Source organism: Vibrio sp. 10N.222.51.C5, from assembly GCF_041474575.1.
GTDB classification, from domain to species: Bacteria; Pseudomonadota; Gammaproteobacteria; order Enterobacterales; family Vibrionaceae; genus Vibrio; species Vibrio crassostreae_C.
Map to the genome: position 1 here is coordinate 25,352 of NZ_JBFRUJ010000018.1, position 18,075 is coordinate 43,426.

Here is an 18,075-nt window from a genome sequence, read left to right on the forward strand (position 1 = left end):
AGTTAACAAGGCTAACTAAATATCTAAATTATTTACTTTAAAGCTTTATTTAATAATAGGTTTAACTGCTGAGATTCTTGCTCAGACAAACGGCTTTCCAGTATCTGTGCCATGACCTGATAGATCTTACTTTCTTCTTCCAAGCCGACTTCCGCTTTGCTGGTCAGTACGACCAACTTAGACCTCGCATCTTCGAGCGAAGCTTTACGCTCAACGAGACCTTTTCTCTCTAACCTTTGAACCATAGTAGTTGCTGAAGGCTTGGTTACTTGCATTTCAATCGCCAGATCTGTCAATCGGATCGGTTCAGGAGAGGCTTGAATGACCTTCAAATAGTCATATTCATTGAAGCTCAATTGGCAAATAGGATCTTCATTTACCTGAGTGCGCCATATCTTAGAGGCGAAGCGCTCAATCTTTTCTAAATTCTGGTTCAGCATACTCACCTAATCAAAGAATAGCATTTAGTTAGCAAGGCTAACTATTTTAGTGTTATTTAAATAAAAAGCAATCAAAACGAGATGAAGATCATAAAAAAGGAGCATAAAAAAACCGCTGACAGACAGCGGCTTTTCGGAATCAAAATGTGTTGCTTACTTAGCGTTGGCTTCTTCTTCGGCCTCAGCCAGCTTAACTTGCGCTAAGTGCTCAGCTTTAAGTGTGGTGAAGATACGGCTTAACTCTAAGAAAGAGTAACGATGTTCTACGTATTCATACACGTTAAAAGAAACCGCTAACTTGTACAAAGAGATAGCATTCGCGTAATCACCATTCATATGGTAACGCTTAGCAAGGTAGAAGTACGTCTCTGTTAGACGCTGCGCAAGTAACGTGTTGTCACGAGTACCGGTTAAGATCGCCTTGAAAGCCTGCTCTTCAGTAATGTCATCAAGCATAATCGCGACTAATACCCAACCCCACTGCTCATCACGGCTCTCGTAACGTTTTTGCAAATCAAGCTTAGCCTGCTCTGGCGTCAGCTCATGCTGAATGATGTACAACCACAGAGCGCGAAACGGATCGCTAGGATCGTCGGCATAGTGCTTCATCATCTCTTCATTGGCTAAGTCGTAACGCTCGCCATAGTAAAGCGCGATAGAGCGGTTCCTTTCTGCGTAAGAGTTTGCAGGATCAAGCTCTAACGTAGAATCAAAAGATTCATAAGCCGCATCAAACTCCCCTACCTGCGTAAAGTAAACACCCAAAAGATTGAAGATATCAGGTTGAGCAGGGTTCAATGAAAGAGATTGGTTGAAGTCGAGACGCGCGAGATCACGCAGGCCAACACTGTCGTAGTAGTTACCACGTTCAAACAGCATCTTAGCTCGAACTTCATCGTTCAAATCTGGGCGCTGTAATAACTGACTAAGACGTGCAATTTGAACTTCTTGCTGAACGCTTGGTTGCAGTGGCACAGCCATCGGTGGATAAACCCAACTTGAGGTGTTATCTGATGTTGTCGCACAACCTGTTAGTACAAGCAGTAAACACATACTCGCGGTTTGAAACCATTTCACAAATAATTACTCCTGTTATGACCGCAATAAAAAAGGGGAGCGATATGCTCCCCTTTATAACATGCTTTGTTGACGATAGGTTAGAAATCACTAAAAAGCGATATCACCATCGACACACTGAGAATTACTCAGCAGCAGGTGCTTCGCCTTCAGCTGGCGTTTCAACTGCTTCTTTCATGCTTAGACGTACACGGCCTTGACGGTCAATTTCAAGAACCTTAACAGGAACTTCTTGACCTTCAGTTAGGTAGTCAGACACTTTCTCAACGCGCTTGTCAGCGATTTGAGAGATGTGTACTAGACCATCTTTACCTGGAAGGATAGTAACGAATGCACCGAAGTCAGCTAGACGAGCAACTTTACCTTGGTAAATGCGGCCAACTTCAACTTCAGCTGTGATCTCTTCGATACGACGGATAGCTTCTTTAGCAGCTGCGCCTTCAGTAGCAGCAATCTTGATTGTGCCATCGTCTTCGATTTCGATTGTAGTACCCGTTTCTTCACAAAGAGCACGGATAACTGCGCCGCCTTTACCGATAACATCTTTGATCTTATCAGAGCTGATTTTCATTGTGTGGATACGTGGAGCGAATTCAGAGATATCTTCACGAGCACCAGAGATAGCTTCATCCATTACAGAAAGGATGTGCTTACGTGCACCTTGCGCTTGGTTAAGTGCAATTTGCATGATCTCTTTAGTGATACCTTCGATCTTGATGTCCATTTGAAGTGCAGTGATACCAGCGTTAGTACCTGCTACTTTAAAGTCCATGTCACCTAGGTGATCTTCGTCGCCAAGGATGTCAGAAAGAACAACGAAATCGTCGCCTTCTTTAACAAGACCCATTGCGATACCCGCAACAGAAGCTTTGATTGGAACACCAGCATCCATAAGAGCTAGAGATGTACCACATACAGAAGCCATTGAAGAAGAACCGTTAGATTCTGTGATTTCCGATACAACACGAACTGTGTATGGGAATTCTTCAACAGAAGGCATTACTGCTTGGATACCACGTTTAGCAAGCTTACCGTGACCAATTTCACGACGCTTAGGAGAACCAACGAAACCAGTTTCACCTACACAGTATGGAGGGAAGTTGTAGTGTAGAAGGAAGTTGTCTTTCTTCTCACCCATTAGGCTGTCAATGATTTGAGCATCACGTTGTGTGCCAAGCGTTGCAGTAACAAGTGCTTGAGTTTCACCACGAGTGAATAGAGAAGAACCGTGTGTACGTGGAAGAACACCAGTACGTACGTCTAGCGCACGAACCATGTCTTTTTCACGGCCATCGATACGTGGGTTGCCAGCGATGATGCGGCTACGTACTACGTTTTTCTCTAGAGAACCAAGCATGCCGCGGATTTCGCGCTCATCTAGGTTTTCGTCTTGTGCAATTAGAGCTTCAACAACGTCGTTCTTGATTACGCCAACTTGCTCGTAACGAGCCATTTTCTCAGTGATCTGGTACGCGTCAGATAGACGAGTTTCAGCAAGTTCAGCAACTTGAGCTTTAAGCTCAGTGTTAACTGCTGGTGCTTCCCAGTTCCAAGATGGAGTTGCAACTTCAGCAGCAAACTCGTTGATTGCTTTGATTACAACTTGTTGTTGGTCGTGACCGTAAACAACAGCTGAAAGCATTTCTTCTTCAGATAGGTTATCTGCTTCAGATTCAACCATAAGTACTGCGCCTTCTGTACCAGACACAACTAGGTCTAGTTTAGAGTTTTCAAGCTCAGTATTTGATGGGTTAAGAACAAGTTCGCCGTCGATGTGACCAACACGTGCAGCACCGATAGGACCATTGAATGGAGCACCAGAGATAGCAAGCGCAGCAGATGTTGCGATCATAGTGATCATGTCTGGGTTTACGTCAGGGTTGATAGAAACAACCGTCGCGATAACTTGAACTTCGTTTTTAAACGCACTTGGGAAAAGTGGACGAATTGGACGGTCAATCAGACGAGCTGTTAGTGTTTCGCCTTCAGATGGACGACCTTCACGCTTGAAGAAACCACCAGGGATTTTACCCGCAGCGTATGTACGCTCTTGGTAGTTTACTGTTAGTGGGAAGAAGTCTTGACCTGCAACTGCTTCCTTCTTAGCAACAACAGAAACGAATACTGATGTATCGTCCATAGTCGCCATTACAGCAGCAGTAGCTTGACGTGCAATTACGCCCGTTTCTAGAGTAACGGTGTGGTTACCGTACTGGAACGATTTTACAACTGGTTTTTCAAACATTGTATATCCTTAGCTCTAAAGTCAGACTTTAGATTAAGTGAATAATGACTCAAGACATTACCAATCGCGACTAGTGAAAAGGGACTTAGGATGGTGACTCTTTGTATGTGTTCATACGCCGAATTAAGACCAAATCCGCCTTTGAATAGTCGCGACCTATTGGCCGACATCTGTGACTGTAATCTCTTGAGAGGTTGATTGCCAAACGCTGAAAACGCTATAGGCGGGCGTAGTATAAACTATTTTTATTAGGAGATATATTTCCTATCAGAAAAAGCCAGATGATATTCTGAGCATCCAGCCTAGCATTTTCTTACAGGCACAAAAAAAGGAGCATAAATGCTCCTTTTCTTCAAACTGTCTTTGCAGACATCGCTATTAGCGACGTAGGCCTAGACGCTTGATTAGGTCTTGGTAACGAGCAAGGTTTTTGCCTTTCAAGTAATCAAGAAGCTTACGACGGCTAGAAACCATACGTAGTAGACCACGACGGCTGTGGTGATCGTGTTTGTGCGCTTTGAAGTGACCTTGTAGGTGGTTGATAGAAGCAGTAAGTAGTGCTACTTGTACTTCTGGTGAACCTGTGTCGCCTTCAGATTGTGCGTATTCTGCAACGATTGCTGCTTTAGTTTCTGCATTCAGAGACATAATTCTCTCCTGATAAGAGTAAGTTTATATTTGTAGCAGCCAATCTCTGATTCAGCCGCTACGCGAGCCGAGGATTATAGGGAAGTTTGTCAGTTGGTGCAATAACAATCGAACCCATTAAAAACGAAAAAAGCGAACCACCTAAATTAGGCGTTCGCTTTCTATCTTATTTGCTCGCTTTTCACGACTCAGCGCTAAGATCCGATGTAAGCGCTACGCTTGTGGCTCTTCATCTCTGAAAACAACCAAACGCTTCGGTGCAACTCGGCCATCTTCAGCAATCTGAGCTACGCCGACAAACAGCTTCTCTTCGCCACTTGTCATACGAACCGTGCCTTCAGTTGGCGCACCAGCAACCTGAACTGGCATACCGTGCTGAACTAGGTCAGTCAGTTCCGCGTTCAGGTTTACTTCTGGTAAGTCTTCAACGGCAGTGTCCATTGGCATCAGCAGTGGATCAAGCAGCTCTTTCGGTGCAATTTCTTGCGCCTGTGCTTGCTCTAAGATCTCGTTTAACTGCTCCAAAGTCACCATACGCTCGTATGGGTACTTCGCGACACCTGTACGACGAAGCATGGTCACGTGAGCACCACAACCTAGCATCTCACCAAGATCGTCGGTAATTGTGCGGATGTATGTGCCTTTCGAACAATGCACTTCCATTTCAACTTCATCACCTTCAAAGCGAAGCAGTTCAATAGAGTACACAGTGATCTTACGAGACTCGCGAGGAACCTCAATACCTGCACGTGCGTATTCGTACAAAGGCTTACCTTGATACTTCAATGCCGAAAACATTGATGGTATCTGATCGGTTTCACCCTTGAAGCTCGCAATGCAACGCTCAAGCTGTTCTTGAGTCACGTTAACATCACGTGTCTCTACCACTTCACCATCAGAGTCAGAGGTATTGGTACGCTCACCAAGCTTAGCGATAACAACGTAGCGCTTATCAGAATCTAGAAGAAACTGAGAGAACTTCGTCGCTTCACCAAGACAAATTGGCAGCATGCCAGTCGCAAGAGGATCCAGAGCACCGGTGTGCCCTGCCTTCTCTGCAAAGTAAATACGCTTTACTTTTTGCAGTGCATCATTAGACGAAATACCAGTCGGCTTATCTAATAGAATTACCCCGTTGATAGGGCGACCTTTACGACGGCGAGCCATTACTCTTCGCCCTTAGACTGAGTTTCGTCAGTGCGGCCAGCTTCTTCTTGCTTACGCTTGTCGTCGTTCAGAACTTCACTTACTAGGTTAGACATACGCATGCCTTCTACTAGTGTGTTGTCGTAAGTAAAACGAACTTCAGGCGTTAGACGGTGGCGAATACGCTTACCAAGAGCCATACGAACTGGCACTTCATGCTCTTTAAGAGCTTTAAGGCATGATTCCGGTGTTTGCTCACCAACACATAGGAAAGTCACGAACACTTTTGCGTAAGCAAGGTCACGAGACACTTCTACGTCTGAGATAGTTACCATACCAATACGTGAGTCACGAACTTCACGTTGTAGGATAAGCGCAAGCTCTTTTTGAAGCTGCTGAGACACACGTTGTGTGCGGCTAAATTCTTTTGACATTTTCTTTTCTCACTTAGAAAGATGGGGGGCTTGGTAATAACCAGCCCCCCATGGTGTATTCAACAACCGATTACTTATTACCTTTACTAGTAATGTTAGTAACCTTAGTCAATATGTCGAGTCGTACAGACTGATTAGTCTAGAGTACGTTTAACCTCAACGATTTCGAATACTTCGATCTGGTCACCAACGCGAACGTCGTTGTAGTTCTTAACGCCGACACCACACTCGTAACCGTTCTTAACTTCTTGTACGTCATCTTTAAAGCGACGAAGTGACTCTAGTTCACCTTCGTAGATAACAACGTTTTCACGAAGTACGCGGATTGGGTTGCTACGCTTAATCGTACCTTCAGTCACGATACAACCAGCGATTGCACCAAGTTTAGGCGACTTAAATACGTCACGAACTTGTGCAAGACCAATGATCTCTTGACGGAATTCAGGAGCAAGCATACCGCCCATCGCCTGTTTAACTTCGTCAATCAGTTGGTAAATGATTGAGTAGTAACGTAGATCTAGGTTTTCGTTCTGAACCGTGTTACGCGCAGTTGCGTCAGCACGAACGTTGAAACCAAGGATGATAGCGTTAGAAGCTGCAGCAAGCGTTGCATCAGTTTCAGTAATACCACCAACACCAGAACCTACGATGTTCACTTTCACTTCGTCAGTTGACAGTTTCAGTAGAGAGTCAGCAATCGCTTCTACAGAACCTTGAACGTCAGCTTTAAGTACCACGTTAAGCTCAGCAACTTCGCCAGCCGTCATGTTCGCGAACATGTTCTCTAGTTTCGCTTTTTGTTGGCGAGCTAGTTTAACATCACGGAATTTACCTTGACGGTAGTTCGCAACTTCACGTGCTTTACGCTCATCACGTACAACAGTCGCTTCATCGCCTGACGAAGGAACACCAGAAAGACCTAGAATTTCTACAGGAATAGATGGACCTGCAGTTTCGATGTCTTTACCGTTTTCATCACGCATTGCACGAACACGGCCGTACTCTTGACCACAAAGAACGATATCGCCTTTGTTTAGAGTACCAGACTGTACTAGTACTGTTGCAACTGGACCACGACCTTTATCAAGACGAGATTCAACAACAACACCAGACGCCATGCCTTCTTTAACCGCTGTAAGTTCAAGAACTTCAGACTGAAGAAGGATTGCTTCTAGAAGACCATCGATGTTTGTACCCTGTTTTGCAGAGATGTGAACGAAGATGTTCTCACCGCCCCATTCTTCAGGGATAACGTCGTATTGAGCTAGCTCATTCTTAACGTTGTCTGGGTTTGCACCCTCTTTATCGATCTTGTTCACAGCAACAATCAGAGGAACGCCTGCCGCTTTCGCGTGCTGGATTGCTTCGATTGTTTGTGGCATTACGCCATCGTCTGCTGCAACTACAAGTACAACGATATCTGTCGCTTGAGCACCACGAGCACGCATAGCGGTAAACGCCGCGTGTCCAGGAGTATCAAGGAAAGTGATCATACCGTTGTCAGTATCTACGTGGTAAGCACCAATGTGCTGCGTGATACCGCCAGCTTCGCCAGAAGCAACGTGTGCTTTACGAATGTAATCAAGTGTTGAAGTTTTACCGTGGTCAACGTGACCCATGATAGTAACAACAGGAGCACGACCTTCAGCGATAGCATCGCTATCACGGTCAGCTAGTACTGCTTCTTCAAGTTCGTTTTCTTTACGTAGGATTACCTTGTGACCCATTTCTTCAGCAACAAGTTGTGCTGTTTCTTGGTCGATCACTTGGTTGATAGTCGCCATAGCGCCCATCTTCATCATTACTTTGATAACTTCAGTTGCTTTAACTGACATTTTGCTAGCCAGTTCAGAAACAACGATAGTTTCGCCGATAGCAACGTCAGATTTAGCAACAGTTGCTGACTTATCGAAGCCTTGCTGCATTGAAGTTGGTTTAGCAAGCTTACCTTTACCGCCACGACCACGCTGGTTACGACCACCACGGTTGTTTGCAGGTTGGTTAGCAGGAGCTGCTTTCTTCTTGCGACGACGAGGTGCTTTCTCATCTTTCTTATCTGCCGCATCTTCAGCTTCACGAGCGTAAGTAGAAGTCGTCACATGGTAATCCGCAGATTTCTCTTGCTCTTTCTTCTTCTTCTCTTCTTCAGACCAACGTTCTTGGTTCTCTTCTGCTAACTTACGAGCTTCTTCAACAAGCTTAGCTGCTTCAGCTTCTGCTTTACGAGTTGCTTCTAGCTCTTGACGAGCTTTAAGTTCATCCGCTTCTTTTTTCGCTTGTGCGTTAGCGTCTGCATTTTTTGAATTCATGTCTTTTTTAGCCTTTTCAGCTTGTGCGCGTTGAGCCTTCTCTTCAGCTTCACGTTTTGCATCCGCTTCACGTGTTACTTTTTCTTCAGCTTCGCGCTGTGCTTTCTCTGCAGCATCACGTTTCGCTTGCTCTTCAGCATCGCGTTGTGCTTTCTCTTCCGCTTCACGATTAGCTACTTCCTCAGCTTCACGTTTCGCTTCATCTTCAATAGTGCTGCGCTTCACGTAAGTACGCTTTTTACGTACCTCTACTTGAACATCCTTACTCTTACCGCCTCCAGCGGCAACACTTAGCGTGCTGCGGGTCTTGCGTTGAAGAGTTAAACGAGTCGGTTCTGTTTCGCCTGAAGTATCGCCGTGCTCCTTTTTAAGGTGCGTTAGCAATGTTTGCTTCTCTGAATCAGTCACTTGATCCGACCCTGCTTTCTTCATGCCTGCATCAGCAAGTTGTTCAATTAAGCGGTCAACTGGCGTACCAATCTCTTCACTCAGTGCTTTAACTGTTAATTGTGTCATACCGCTTTCTCTCCTTGCTGAATTATTCTTCGTCGCCGAACCAACAGATGTTACGCGCAGCCATAATTAGCTCGCCTGCACGCTCTGCAGTTAGGTCTTCGATGCCTTCTAGTTCATCAACGCCTTGGTCAGCTAGGTCTTCCAGTGTCGCAACGCCTTTTGCTGCTAGCTTGTAAGCCATTTCACGCTCAAGACCTTCAAGTGCAAGTAAGTCTTCAGCAGGCTCAACACCGTCGAAAGTTTCTTCTTTCGCTAGCGCTAGAGTAGTCAGTGCGTCTTTTGCGCGGTTACGTAGTTCTTCAACGATACCTTCGTCTAGACCGTCTACTTCAAGAAGCTCGTTCACAGGAACGTATGCTACTTCTTCAAGCGTAGAGAAGCCTTCTTCAACAAGCATTTGAGCAAAGTCTTCTTCAATGTCTAGGTGCTTCATGAAGTTTTCAATAGAAGCAACTGCTTCTTCTTGGTGCTTCTTCTCAAGATCAGCAACAGTCATTACGTTCAGTTCCCAACCAGTAAGTTGAGACGCTAGACGTACGTTTTGACCGCTACGGCCAATCGCTTGTGCTAGGTTATCCGCTTCAACAGCGATATCCATAGAGTGTGCGTCTTCATCAACGATGATTGAAGCAACATCAGCAGGAGCCATTGCGTTGATTACGAATTGAGCCGGGTTATCATCCCAAAGAACGATATCAATACGCTCACCACCAAGATCGTTAGAAACAGCTTGTACACGTGCGCCACGCATACCAACACACGCACCAACTGGGTCAATACGTTTGTCGTTTGTTTTCACAGCGATTTTAGCACGAGAACCAGCGTCACGTGCAGCACCTTTAAGTTCAATTAGCTCTTCACCAATCTCAGGCACTTCAACACGGAATAGTTCAGCTAGCATTTCTGGCTTCGAACGAGTAACGAAAAGCTGGAAACCACGAGCTTCTGGTTTAACTGCGTAAAGAAGACCACGAACACGGTCACCTGGACGGAAGTTTTCACGAGGAAGTTGGTCATCACGAAGGATTACCGCTTCAGCGTTGTTACCTAGGTCTAGAATAATAGTGTCACGGTTAACTTTCTTAACTGCGCCAGTTACTAGCTCGCCTTCGTTATCGATAAACTGCTCAACGATTTGAGCGCGTTCAGCTTCACGTACTTTCTGTACGATAACTTGCTTAGCCGTTTGAGTCGTAATACGGTCAAACGTTACTGATTCGATATCATCTTCAATGAAACCGCCAAGTTCGATCTCTGGGTCATCGTACTTTGCAGCTTCAATAGAGATTTCTTTTGTTGGGAATTCAACTTCCTCAACAGCTTCCCAACGACGGAAAGTTTCGAAATCACCCGTTTTACGGTCAATTTCAACACGAACTTCAATTTCTAGTTCGCTTTTCTTTTTTGTTGCCGTTGCAAGCGCGATTTCAAGCGCTTCAAAAATACGCTCACGAGGAACTGCTTTCTCATTTGAAACAGCTTCTACTACCGCCAAAATTTCTTTGTTCATTAATCTAGCCTCTTAAGCTCTTCTCTCTAGGAGAACTAAAATTTAGGGATCAGGTTAGCTTTCGCAATATTGCTCAGGACGAATTCTTCTTCTTGTCCTTCAACCAATACTTTCACTGTCTCGCCTTCGATAGATTGGATATCACCTTTCCATTTACGACGGTTGCCGACAGCCATTTTCAAAACGATGCTTACCTCGTGACCAATAAATTGTTGGTAATGCTCTGCTTTGAACAGTGGTCTCTCTAAACCTGGTGAAGACACTTCAAGGTTATAAGCCACTGAAATTGGATCTTCAACGTCCATTACGGCACTTACTTGGTGGCTAACTTCAGCGCAATCATCTACATTGATACCGTTTGGTGAATCGATGTAAATACGTAGCGTTGAGTGCTCACCAGCACGAATAAATTCTAATCCAACTAACTCATAACCTGATGCTGCTACTGGAGCGTCAAGCATTTCAGTAAGTTGTCTTTCTAAACCAGTCATTTAACCACTCCAGAAACAAAAAAAGGGCTCAAAGCCCAATTTAAATTCCAAGCAAACATTATCTAAATACATTTACAAATGCTTAGATAACAAAAAACCCCGTATAAGCCGGGGTTTTTGTTGCTGGACCCTTATATGTTAAGTGCCATCACATTCGATATCGCACCTAACTCACAGTGAGGTTCACACTGTGCAAACTTGCTACCAATACAAGCTATATAATAGCATTGAAATTGGTTGCGGGAGCCGGATTTGAACCGACGACCTTCGGGTTATGAGCCCGACGAGCTACCAAACTGCTCCATCCCGCGTCCGACTTGCGAGCATTATACGCCCAACAAGATGTTTTACAAGTTTGTAAACATGGTGCCGAGAGAGGGACTCGAACCCTCACACCCTAAGGCACTAGCACCTCATGCTAGCGTGTCTACCAATTTCACCATCTCGGCATCAAATCTTTACAGATTATTGTGGAATTTCGTCGCCTTGCGCCGGAACTTCACTCACTGCATCATCAGCTTGTTGAATCACCTGACCTTGGGTCGGGTCAATCCATTGTGACTCAGTTTTATGTGTAGACATATTACCAAGCACTAAGCTAAGGATAAAAAATGTAGTTGCAAAAATTGCAGTCATTCGGGTAAGGAAATTTCCTGAGCCACCAGCACCAAACACAGTGTTTGAAGCGCCAGCACCGAAAGAGGCTCCCATATCTGCGCCTTTACCTTGTTGAATCAACACTAGGCCAATTACACCAAGCGCTGCCAACAGGTAAATCACAAGTAGAACTGTAAACATTTTTCCACCTATGTTCCTAATTGTTGAGCCAGCGCCGTTCAAAAAACTATTTTTAAGAACAAGGCTAGCGACCTCCTAACTGAAGGCCGAGCAATACTAGCGAATGCGACGATGGCTGACAAGGAGAATTTGCTAAAAAATAAGCCTTTACCAAGTGAATGGTCAAAAAAAGGTCAAAAGCGACACAAAACTCATTTACGTCTCTTTTGACCGTTATATCTTTTGACCGTGATATAAGTCAACCACTTCTAATCACAGGCGCTATTCGCTGCGCCAGCTAAGTAAAAGGTTAAATTAGCAGTTTGCTTTTACTGCATCTGCAATCTTAAGCGCTGATGCTTGAACAAGCTCTGCATCTTCGCCTTCAACCATGACACGCAGTAGTGGCTCGGTACCAGACTTGCGTAATAGCACACGACCTTTCTCGCCAAGCTCAGCTTCTACTTCAACAACCGCTGCTTTTACCGCTTCAGCTTCCAATGGGTTTGAATCTCCGCTGAAACGAACGTTTTCTAGAACTTGAGGGTATAACGTCATGCCCTGAGACAGCTCATTCAGCGTCATTTCACTATCAACAACTGAAGCCAACACTTGCAGAGCAGCAACGATAGCATCACCCGTCGTCACTTTATCTAGTAGGATAACATGCCCCGAATTTTCAGCGCCGATCTTCCAGCCTTTAGCAAGAAGCTGTTCCATTACGTAACGGTCACCAACAGCAGCACGAACAAACGGAATACCTAACTGCTTAAGGCCATTTTCCATACCAAGGTTGGTCATTAGTGTACCAACAACGCCACCTTTCAACTCACCGCGACGCAGTGCATCACGAGCAATGATGTAAGCGATTTGATCGCCATCAACTTTGTTACCTAGCTCGTCAACCATGATGATACGGTCACCATCACCATCAAAGCCAAGACCTAATGCCGCTTTTTCTTCAACCACTTTTGCTTGCAGAGCACGTACATCTGTCGCACCGACTTCGTGGTTGATATTAGTACCGTTTGGCTCAACACCAATCGCAATAACTTCAGCACCCAGCTCTTTAAATACGGCAGGAGCTATGTGGTAAGTCGCACCATGTGCACAATCGACAACAATTTTCATTCCTGCAAGCGTCATCTGATTTGGGAATGTGCTCTTACAGAACTCGATGTAACGGCCAGCCGCATCGTTCAAACGTACTGCTTTACCAAGCTCAAATGAATCAACACATTCGATGTCTTTATCCAATTCAGCTTCAATTGCCAACTCGATATCGTCCGGCAGTTTTGTTCCCTCAGAAGAGAAGAACTTGATACCGTTATCGTAGTATGGGTTGTGTGATGCAGAGATAACGATCCCTGCTTCAGCGCGGAAGGTTTGAGTTAGGTAAGCCACAGCAGGTGTTGGCATTGGGCCAGTAAACGTAGCCTGAAGACCAGCAGCAGCAAGGCCAGCTTCTAGCGCTGACTCAAGCATGTAACCAGAGATACGAGTATCTTTACCAATGATGACTTTCTTTGTGCCTTGCTTCGCAAGAACACGACCCGCAGCCCAGCCAAGCTTCAGAACAAAATCAGGTGTAATCGGGTACTGGCCTACTTTGCCACGCACACCATCTGTGCCGAAATAACGTCTTTTATCAGACATAGTGATTTTCCTTAATTATATTTAGTGATTGTTGTTCATCACTTCGATTATTTTCATCGCTTCCAGTGTCTCCTCGACATCATGAACGCGAATAATTTGTGCGCCTTTCATCGCGGCAATCGTCGCGCAAGTGACGCTTGCGACCATGCAGTCGGCCGGAACCTTGTCTAGCAATTTAAAGATCATCGATTTTCTCGACATCCCCGCTAAAACAGGTAAGCCTAACGAATGAAACTTTTCAAGGTGCGCTAATAGGTGGTAATTATGCTCAATGGTTTTACCAAAACCAAAACCAGGATCCAGAATCAGCTGATCTTTTGATATACCAACAGCCTCACAAGCCTCCACCCTTTCTTTTAAGAACGCTTCAACATCCATTAGGACATCATCGTAATTAGGGTTAGCTTGCATGGTTCTTGGCTGACCTTTCATGTGCATCAGGCAAACGGGCACATTAGCATCGGCGGCCGCTTCTAAAGCTCCGGGCTCTTGCAGTGCGCGCACATCATTGATCAAATCAGCCCCCGCTTCAACGGCTTGGCGCATCACTTCAGCTTTACTGGTATCAATGGAGATCCACACATCAAACTTAGCGCGAATTGCTTTAATGGCAGGAATAACGCGAGCGAGCTCTTCTTCTAAAGGAACGTCAGGCGCTCCCGGGCGAGTTGATTCACCACCAATGTCAATAATGCTAACACCAGCTTGAATCATTCGCTCTGCTTGCAGTAAAGCATTATCTAATGAATTGAATTTTCCGCCATCAGAGAAAGAGTCAGGCGTAACATTGAGGATACCCATCACATGTGGGCGGTCTAAAACGAGCGTTTTATTATGTGCTTTTAATATCATGGAAGGTGGGTCTTAAAGGTAAAAACATCTAGGGCTAGAAACAGAAAAACCCTGAGCGTACTCAGGGTTTTAATTTATAACTTAGCGATTAAGAATCTTTGTTTTGAGCATCATCTGTTTCAGATTTAACTTCTTCAACTTTCGACTCTTCAGCTTTTGGTTCCGCTTTAGCTTCTTCTGCCTTAGCTTCAGGTTTTGCTTCTTCCTTTGTAGGTTCAGCTTTTACCTGATCACCCCAACCAGCTGGATCACGAATCTCTTGCTTACGCTCCATCAAGTCATCAATTTGACCTGCATCGATCGTTTCGAACTTCATTAGAGCGTCTTTCATCGAATGCATGATATCCATGTTATCTTCAAGAATCTTCTTAGCTCTATCGTAGTTACGGTCGATAAGGATACGAATCTCTTCATCGATAAGCTTAGTCGTGTCATCAGAAACGTGCTTAGCTTGGCTCATGCCGCGACCTAGGAAAACTTCACCTTCTTCTTCTGCGTAAAGAAGAGGACCCAATTTCTCAGAGAAGCCCCACTGCGTAACCATCTTACGAGCAATATCAGTTGCACGTTCGATATCGTTAGACGCACCAGTTGACACTTTGTCTTTACCGTAAATAAGTTCTTCAGCAAGACGACCACCGTACAGGCTAGAAATCATAGACTCTAGATGTTGGCGAGACATGCTCACACGATCTTGCTCTGGCAAGTACATGGTTACACCAAGCGCACGACCACGTGGAATGATTGACACCTTGTACACTGGATCGTGTTCAGGTACCAAACGACCAACAATTGCGTGACCCGCTTCGTGGTAAGCCGTTGACTCTTTCACTTCTTCAGACATAACCATTGAACGGCGCTCTGCACCCATCATAATTTTGTCTTTCGCAAGTTCAAACTCAACCATAGATACATTGCGCTTGTTACCACGAGCAGCAAATAGCGCCGCTTCGTTCACAAGGTTCGCAAGATCTGCACCAGAGAAGCCTGGAGTACCACGAGCGATCAGCGACGGTTCAACATCACCTGATAGTGGCACTTTACGCATGTGTACTTTAAGAATCTGTTCACGACCACGTACATCCGGTAGACCAACCACAACTTGACGGTCAAAACGACCAGGACGAAGTAATGCAGGGTCTAGTACGTCTGGACGGTTAGTCGCAGCGATAACGATAATACCTTCGTTACCTTCGAAACCATCCATCTCAACCAACATTTGGTTCAGTGTTTGTTCACGTTCATCGTGACCACCACCAACACCAGCGCCACGTTGACGACCTACAGCATCAATTTCATCGATAAAGATGATACAAGGTGCCGCTTTCTTCGCTTGTTCGAACATGTCACGCACACGAGATGCACCAACACCAACAAACATTTCAACGAAGTCAGAACCAGAGATAGTAAAGAACGGTACTTTCGCTTCACCGGCAATCGCTTTTGCAAGCAATGTTTTACCCGTACCAGGAGGACCAACCAACAGGATACCTGTCGGGATCTTACCACCTAGCTTTTGGAAGCGGCTTGGGTCACGAAGGTAGTCCACAAGCTCTTTCACGTCTTCTTTTGCTTCGTCACAACCAGCAACATCAGCAAACATGGTTTTGATTTGTTCTTCGCTCATCATTCGAGCTTTACTCTTACCGAAAGACATCGCGCCTTTACCGCCGCCGCCGCCTTGCATTTGACGCATGAAGAAAATCCATACACCAATCAGTAAGATCATTGGGAACCATGAGATGAAGATAGTGCCAAGCAGACTCTGCTCTTCAGGTGGTGTACCCTGAACTTTTACGTTTTGATTAATTAAGTCATCAAGTAGCTTTTGATCATAAACAGGCATGTAAGTTACATACTTAGAACCACCACCACGACGTGTGAAAGTGATTTCGCTGTTATTGAACTGTGCGTCTTGAATCTGGCCTTGGCCAACTTCCTGTACAAACGTGGTGTAATCTACTGCTCTGCCGTTACTTTCCCCAGGGCCGAAGCTCTGGAATACCGACATCAACACTACCGCGATAACAAGCCACAGAATTAAATTTTTTGCCATGTCACTCAAGGTGTAAGCCTCTCGATAACTAATTGTAATTAAAGGTAGGGTACTACAGTTTGTAACCTGTAGCCATGTTGTTAACTCTCACTCTTGGAAGAGAATCGTTAACCTTTGTAACCAGTGGCTACGATAAACACTTCACGAGATCGAGCTCGAGAAGAGTCGGGTTTTCTAACTTTTACTGTTTTAAACATCTCGCGGACGTCCTTAACGTATTGGTCAAACCCTTCGCCTTGGAATACTTTTACAACAAAACTACCATTGGTAGCTAGAACTTGTCGACACATATCCAAAGCTAATTCAACTAAATACATAGCTCTTGGCTGATCCACAGAATTGTTGCCTGCTATATTAGGTGCCATATCTGACATCACGACATCAACCATGTTTGGTTGTATACGTTCCAACAAGGCATCTAGCACAGCTTCTTCGCGGAAATCGCCTTGTAAAAAGCTAACACCAGCAATCGGATCCATTGGTAACAAGTCACACGCAATGATTTGTCCGTTGTCTCCAACAATCTTAGCAGCATATTGAGACCAACCGCCAGGTGCTGCACCCAAATCCACAATGGTCATCCCAGGAGACAGCAATTTATCTTTCGTTTGAATCTCTTCCATTTTGAAATAAGCACGTGAACGATAGCCTTTCTTTCTTGCTTCATTTGCGTACTTGTCGTCGAAGTGTTCCTTCAACCAACGGCCTGAACTGGCCGAGTGTTTCTGTTTGCTCATTGGATACCTAAATTGGAGGAAAGTACTAATTGCTGAATAAATTATAGTCTTCAGCTTTAGATGGCGTTAAAATAGGTTTTTTCAACCCTAATAGTAAAGAAAATTGGCCGCGTAATGAACCTAAGTACCAAACAAAAGCAGCATCTAAAGGGCCTAGCTCACAGTTTAAAACCTGTTGTGCTAATGGGCGCAAATGGACTTACTGAAGCTGTTCTAGCGGAAATCGAATTAGCTCTAGACCACCACGAACTGATCAAGATTAAAGTTGCATCAGAAGACCGTGAGACTAAGCAACTGATTATCGATGCAATTGTACGTGAAACTAAAGCTGAGAAAGTACAGACTATCGGTAAAGTTCTAGTACTGTTCCGCCAGTCAGAAGCACGTAAAATCGAGATTCCACGTAAATAAGCGAGTTTGATATAAGCTAACTTCACTAATAGGAAGCCACAGCGCTTATCTTTTAGTGTAGCGTGAGAAACGAAAAAGGTCGCATTTAGCGACCTTTTTACTTATCAGAAACAAAGAAAATTCAATTAGATATATTCTACTTTGTCGATTTCGAAGTCTTTGTCACCACCAGGGGTAGAGATCATGACTTCGTCGCCTTCCATTTTACCGATAAGACCGCGAGCAATTGGCGATTTCACAGAAATGCGACCCGTTTTGATGTCTGCTTCGTCTTCTGAAACGATTTGGTAGCGGAACTCATCATCGGTATCCACATCAATCAGTGTCACTGTCGTACCAAAGATAATCTTGCCCGTATTATCCATTTGCGTTACATCGATGATCTGAGCCAGTGATAGCTTATATTCAATATCACGGATCTGAGCTTCACAAATACCCTGCTCTTCACGAGCGGCGTGGTATTCAGCATTCTCTTTCAGGTCACCTAGTTCACGTGCTTCACCAATAGCTGCTGAGATAACAGGGCGTAGCTTAAGTAGGCGATCTAATTCGTCACGTAGCTGCTGAGCGCCACGTACTGTCATTGGAACCTTTTCCATTTTTTACCTCTATGCCAAAGCTTTCTTTGGCCAACATAAATACACCCAACGTATTTATTGGGTGATAGAAACAAAACGATTTGGCTTAGTGTAAACAAACTTTATGGCTAAATCACCTTTATTCCACTTTGCGTTATAAAAGCTTTATCTAGGTCTAAATTACAGACATCA

The 18,075-nt window shown here is 44.7% G+C and carries 16 protein-coding genes and 2 tRNA genes; 1 reads left to right on the forward strand and 17 read right to left on the reverse strand.

Translation table 11 applies throughout. The annotated features are described in order from the left end of the window. Nucleotides 1–32 precede the first annotated feature (32 nt). The 16 genes from AB4558_RS06875 to rlmE form a co-directional block, all read right to left on the reverse strand. Nucleotides 33–440, reverse strand: a complete 408-nt coding sequence (locus tag AB4558_RS06875; protein WP_017056675.1) for a MarR family winged helix-turn-helix transcriptional regulator — start codon at nt 438–440, stop codon at nt 33–35. A gap of 153 nt (nt 441–593) precedes the next feature. Then, on the reverse strand, nt 594–1,517 hold the full coding sequence (gene nlpI / locus AB4558_RS06880) for a lipoprotein NlpI (protein ID WP_017059235.1): 924 nt from the start codon (nt 1,515–1,517) through the stop codon (nt 594–596). 124 nt (nt 1,518–1,641) lie between these two features. Continuing rightward, entirely contained in the window at nt 1,642–3,762 is a 2,121-nt protein-coding gene (gene pnp / locus AB4558_RS06885) for a polyribonucleotide nucleotidyltransferase (protein WP_017059234.1), read from the reverse strand. Nucleotides 3,763–4,140: 378 nt separating this feature from the next. Then, a complete protein-coding gene (gene rpsO / locus AB4558_RS06890; protein WP_010436144.1) occupies nt 4,141–4,410 on the reverse strand; it encodes a 30S ribosomal protein S15 in 270 nt (89 codons plus the stop codon). Nucleotides 4,411–4,623: 213 nt separating this feature from the next. Further along, nucleotides 4,624–5,577 (reverse strand): tRNA pseudouridine(55) synthase TruB, encoded by a 954-nt coding sequence (gene truB, locus AB4558_RS06895; RefSeq protein WP_017059233.1) that lies wholly within the window; start codon nt 5,575–5,577, stop codon nt 4,624–4,626. Further along, the gene (rbfA, locus tag AB4558_RS06900) at nt 5,577–5,990 is read right to left on the reverse strand and encodes a 30S ribosome-binding factor RbfA (protein WP_017065964.1); all 414 of its coding nucleotides are present in this window, start codon (nt 5,988–5,990) and stop codon (nt 5,577–5,579) included. The genes truB and rbfA overlap by 1 nt, the downstream gene beginning before the upstream one ends. 134 nt (nt 5,991–6,124) lie before the next feature. Then, on the reverse strand, nt 6,125–8,815 hold the full coding sequence (infB, locus tag AB4558_RS06905) for a translation initiation factor IF-2 (protein WP_017059231.1): 2,691 nt from the start codon (nt 8,813–8,815) through the stop codon (nt 6,125–6,127). Nucleotides 8,816–8,837: 22 nt separating this feature from the next. Beyond that, the gene (gene nusA, locus AB4558_RS06910) at nt 8,838–10,325 is read right to left on the reverse strand and encodes a transcription termination factor NusA (RefSeq protein ID WP_017059230.1); all 1,488 of its coding nucleotides are present in this window, start codon (nt 10,323–10,325) and stop codon (nt 8,838–8,840) included. Nucleotides 10,326–10,360: 35 nt separating this feature from the next. Then, complete coding sequence (rimP, locus tag AB4558_RS06915) at nt 10,361–10,816, reverse strand: ribosome maturation factor RimP (protein ID WP_004738265.1); 456 nt, start codon at nt 10,814–10,816, stop codon at nt 10,361–10,363. Between the two features lie 234 nt (nt 10,817–11,050). Then, a tRNA-Met gene (locus AB4558_RS06920) sits at nt 11,051–11,127 on the reverse strand. 53 nt (nt 11,128–11,180) lie between these two features. After that, nucleotides 11,181–11,265, reverse strand: a tRNA-Leu gene (locus tag AB4558_RS06925). 16 nt (nt 11,266–11,281) lie between these two features. Next, on the reverse strand, nt 11,282–11,614 hold the full coding sequence (secG, locus tag AB4558_RS06930) for a preprotein translocase subunit SecG (RefSeq protein WP_017059392.1): 333 nt from the start codon (nt 11,612–11,614) through the stop codon (nt 11,282–11,284). Nucleotides 11,615–11,908: 294 nt separating this feature from the next. After that, the gene (gene glmM, locus AB4558_RS06935) at nt 11,909–13,249 is read right to left on the reverse strand and encodes a phosphoglucosamine mutase (protein ID WP_017072092.1); all 1,341 of its coding nucleotides are present in this window, start codon (nt 13,247–13,249) and stop codon (nt 11,909–11,911) included. 21 nt (nt 13,250–13,270) lie between these two features. Next, nucleotides 13,271–14,101 carry a dihydropteroate synthase gene (folP, locus tag AB4558_RS06940; RefSeq protein WP_102393175.1) on the reverse strand — a complete coding sequence of 277 codons (831 nt, stop codon included), beginning with the start codon at nt 14,099–14,101 and terminating at the stop codon, nt 13,271–13,273. Between the two features lie 88 nt (nt 14,102–14,189). Next, nucleotides 14,190–16,157, reverse strand: a complete 1,968-nt coding sequence (gene ftsH / locus AB4558_RS06945) for an ATP-dependent zinc metalloprotease FtsH (RefSeq protein ID WP_017068905.1) — start codon at nt 16,155–16,157, stop codon at nt 14,190–14,192. Between the two features lie 107 nt (nt 16,158–16,264). Further along, nucleotides 16,265–16,894: a 23S rRNA (uridine(2552)-2'-O)-methyltransferase RlmE gene (rlmE, locus tag AB4558_RS06950; RefSeq protein ID WP_017059396.1), complete on the reverse strand. Its 630-nt coding sequence runs from the start codon at nt 16,892–16,894 to the stop codon at nt 16,265–16,267. 114 nt (nt 16,895–17,008) lie between these two features. Between rlmE and yhbY the strand changes: the two genes are divergently transcribed. Further along, on the forward strand, nt 17,009–17,305 hold the full coding sequence (gene yhbY, locus AB4558_RS06955; protein ID WP_004738252.1) for a ribosome assembly RNA-binding protein YhbY: 297 nt from the start codon (nt 17,009–17,011) through the stop codon (nt 17,303–17,305). 125 nt (nt 17,306–17,430) lie between these two features. Here the strand turns inward: yhbY and greA are convergent, their stop codons facing one another. Further along, nucleotides 17,431–17,904 carry a transcription elongation factor GreA gene (gene greA, locus AB4558_RS06960; protein ID WP_017059397.1) on the reverse strand — a complete coding sequence of 158 codons (474 nt, stop codon included), beginning with the start codon at nt 17,902–17,904 and terminating at the stop codon, nt 17,431–17,433. Nucleotides 17,905–18,075: the final 171 nt, after the last annotated feature.